The organism is Aurantibacter sp., assembly GCF_039941195.1.
Lineage (GTDB): Bacteria > Bacteroidota > Bacteroidia > Flavobacteriales > Flavobacteriaceae > Aurantibacter_A.
This window is the reverse complement of record NZ_JBDVFA010000074.1, coordinates 1-3,787: the sequence shown is the minus strand read 5'-3', so window position 1 is coordinate 3,787 and position 3,787 is coordinate 1. Positions and strand designations below refer to the sequence as shown.

General features: G+C 33.3%; 3 protein-coding genes. 2 read left to right on the top strand and 1 reads right to left on the bottom strand.

Annotated elements, in window-relative coordinates; all coding sequences use genetic code 11:
- The coding region (locus ABJF52_RS12605) for a kelch repeat-containing protein (protein ID WP_348150712.1) at positions 1–662 on the bottom strand (662 nt) is incomplete at its 3' end.
- A 247-nt stretch (positions 663–909) separates the two neighbouring features.
- Between ABJF52_RS12605 and ABJF52_RS12600 the strand changes: the two genes are divergently transcribed.
- Both ABJF52_RS12600 and ABJF52_RS12595 read left to right on the top strand, forming a co-directional pair.
- On the top strand, positions 910–2,205 hold the full coding sequence (locus ABJF52_RS12600; RefSeq protein ID WP_348150709.1) for a DUF4270 family protein: 1,296 nt from the start codon (positions 910–912) through the stop codon (positions 2,203–2,205).
- Positions 2,198–3,445, top strand: a complete 1,248-nt coding sequence (locus ABJF52_RS12595; protein WP_348150706.1) for a hypothetical protein — start codon at positions 2,198–2,200, stop codon at positions 3,443–3,445. The genes ABJF52_RS12600 and ABJF52_RS12595 overlap by 8 nt, the downstream gene beginning before the upstream one ends.
- Positions 3,446–3,787 lie beyond the last annotated feature (342 nt).

The following is a 3,787-nucleotide window of genomic DNA, read 5'->3' as shown; positions in this document are numbered from 1 at the left end:
AATACCCAAAAATCATCTAAATAAATACCGTTAGACACCCCAGTGCCTAAATAAACATTATCTCCTATTGTAAAAGTTGTTGCAGCTCTTCGTTTGTCGCCTCCAAAACCGACCATTTCAGTCCATGTATCGTTAGTGGGGTTATATTTCCAAAAATCTTTACGGTCATTTTCGCCATCATAACCAGTTCCAAAATATCCTAATCCGTTTACACCAAAGGCAACAGCACTTCTTCTAGCTGTTGAAGGAAATGGAGCTATTGCCGTCCATGAATTGGAACTAGGACTGTAGGCATAAAAATCAGCTAGTTCATCTAAACCGTCATACCCAGAACCAATATAACCAGTACCATCAATTTGAAAACCAACAGCAGCATTTCTTGCTGTACCTGGAAAATCTGCCTTTTGAGACCAATAGTCTCCTTCAATTTCATAAGACCAAAAAGAGTTTAGGTAATCATCGCCATCATAACCTGTTCCCATATAACCAGTATTACCAATAGTAAATCCAGAAATACCACTTCGTGCACTGCCATCAAATACAGACTTATCTATCCAGTTTCCCAAATCTTCATCATCATCGTCATCAGAACAACTTGTTAGTGATAGGGTTAGCATGCACATGAAAGCAATTGTATTAAAGTTGATATGTAGTTCTTTCATAAGAATTTATTGTTTTGCCTTTAGCTTTATTAAATTTTTATTCAAAATTAAAGCAGGACTTCTGTCCTTGAAACAGAAATAGATGAAGCCCTTCATTTAACGTATGAAACAAGGAATTTTATCTACCAAATTGAACTTACAATTAATAGCGAAAATACTAGTGTTGGTAGGTTAAATAGGCAGATTGGTCTATTGTGATTTCTGTCTTTGAGGATAGCTTTTACATTTACGAATAAATCAATTTCTTATGAAGACCTTATTGGGTTTATTAGCCTGTATTGTATTGGCAGCTTCTTGTAGTAATGAAGATTTGAATAGCTCCGATTTCGAGGCTGGAGAACTTTTTACTGATAGTAATATTCGCGTTGTTCAGCTGGATACAATGACTACTATATTATCAACAATGAAGTTTGATAGTATAATTACTTCCCAAAGTTCGCGAATGTTGATAGGTAAGTATAGTGATCCCGTATTTGGGAATGTAAAGAGCTCAAGCTATGTTGAAATGCTACCAGATAGCTATTCTATTGATACGGATGCAATTTACGATAGTATTGTTTTTATAATTAGATATGATAATTATTACTACAACGACACTTTATTAGAAAATACAATCCATATTAAAGAGGTAAATGAGAAACTAGAACCTGCTGACGATACTAATTTTTATAATTCGAGCAGTATAGCATATGAAGATGAAGATGTTGGAGCTATAACTTACACGCCAAGACCATTTGAAACAGATTCCCTATTAATAAAGTTGAGCGATTCTTTAGGGTTGGATTTATTTGAAAATCTACAAGGCAAAAACTTAACCAATTATGATGAATTTATAAACCATTTTAAAGGTCTTACATTCAGACCTGATGAGTTGAACAATAGTTCTATAATTGGGTTTTCATTAGCGTCTGAAATGCGTATTTATTACAGTATTGAAGAAGATGCTGAAACTGAACAGTATTTCACCCAATTTACAATTAATACCAGCAGTGTTCCAACACCATTTTTTAATCAGATAATAGCTGAAGAACCAAATGAGTATTTAAATGGTTTAACGGATATTGAGACAGTTCTTAATAGTGAAGATGCAGAAAATCAGAGTTTTGTTCAGTCCGGTATTGGGATTACTACTAGAATTGAGTTTCCCCATATAAAATCGGTTTATGATATTCAAGGTCAAGGTACTTTACTTGATGCAACCTTACGAATAAAACCCAAAGAGGCGTCGTATAATGATGAATTGATTTTGCGAGATACATTAGCGGTATACGTTGTTGACCAAAACAATGTTCTTACTTCTGCCACTACTATGACGGCTATTTTGAATCGTGATAATCAAGAATTCAATGATATTTATTACGAACTACAATTAAGTAGTTATTTGGAAGCATTATTGGTAACCGAAAAAGAAAGCACCGATGCTCTTATTCTATTGCCAAACGATTATACCTCTACAGTTGACCGTTTTATTCTTGATGTTGATTATTCAAATAAGGGTACTCAATTAGAACTTACCTATGCCATATATGATGAAAATGAATAAAAACCTTTTACTTACAATTGTAATTACAATATTGGCAGTAAATTTAATTACTGCTCAATCAGAAGGTTTAACAAGTTCTCCATATTCCTTATATGGATTAGGAGTTATCAATCAAACTAGTGTAGGCTTCACAAATGGATTGGGATATTCCGGTATTGGAATTGGCACAGATTCTGAAATTAATAACTTAAATGCAGCAAATTATGCGTTAATACCACAAAACTCTTTCTTCTATGATATTGGTGTAAAAGGAGAATTCAATCAGTATAGTAATTTGGCTGATGATGAATCTAAAAGCACTATGAACTTTTCAAATTTAGCTATTGCCTTTAGAATTGCAGAAGGTATTGGTGCCGGTATTACCATGGTGCCCTATAGTGATGTTGGTTATTCCTTAGTGGGAGTAAAAACTAATATAGAAGGTTCTAATGAAGATTTTGAAAGCAACGTTTCTGGTTTAGGAGCACTAAGTGATCTTAAATTTAATTTGGGTTATGCGGTTAACGATGATTTACGTTTTGGACTTAGTGGCTCTTTTTTATTCGGAAATATTGAAGAGCAGGAATCATTTATTATTAGCCAAAGTACGTTTCTGTCCACTGAAACTACGAACTACTCTGGTTTTCGCCTAGGCTTTGGGATGCAATACGATTTTTCTGAAAAATTTACTTTAGGAAGCACCATTCAATTTCCAACTACCCTTAACGGTAACCTAAAACGTTCTGTACTTAAATCTTTAGATGGGGTTGAAATTACGGTTGAAGATGATGTTAGTGATTCTGCAGATAATTTTAATATGCCATTAGAAGTAGGAATTGGAATAAGCACTAATTTTTACAAAGGATTTACTTTAAGTGCTGATTATAAAAAGAACTATTGGAGCGAAACAGGACAGGCAGAAAATTTAGGAGCCTACGAAGATCAAGATATTTATGCCTTAGGCTTGGAATACGTAAAGAACCCACAAAGTTATAAATATGGCGATCGTATTCGTTACCGAGCCGGATACAATTATGATAATGGTTACTTAGCTATAAACGGAATTAAAGTAGACGGTTATAATCTTACAGCTGGAATAGGATTACCTATAGGAAAACGGTCTAGGTCATTGATGAATCTTTCGTATGCTTATGGCTCTAAAGGAAAGGTCCAGAACATATTGGTTAAAGAAAATTTTCATTTACTCACTTTAAATATGAGTTTGGAAGATATTTGGTTTCAAAAAAGGAAGATTGATTAATTCGAAATTGTTGTGCATTATGAATAAATAGTGATGCTTTGTTTTAATAATACCTCTAAAGTAGGCAATAGGATATTATAGAATAATCATACTTCGATATTGTTCAATTAACCTTTTACATTAAATAAACACAATTCAAAGTGCCAGGAATCCTATTTTCCTACAAATCCTATTTATTCAAATTTACTTGAATTAGATGTTTTTTGAAGATTTAGAGGTCATTTAACCTTCGTTTTTATCCACTCGTCGAAGGGGTCATTTTTTCACTCACGTTTATCTACATTTTATCTCCGTTTAAAGGTCATATTTCGGCTGAAATACATCATTTATCAGATGAAATTT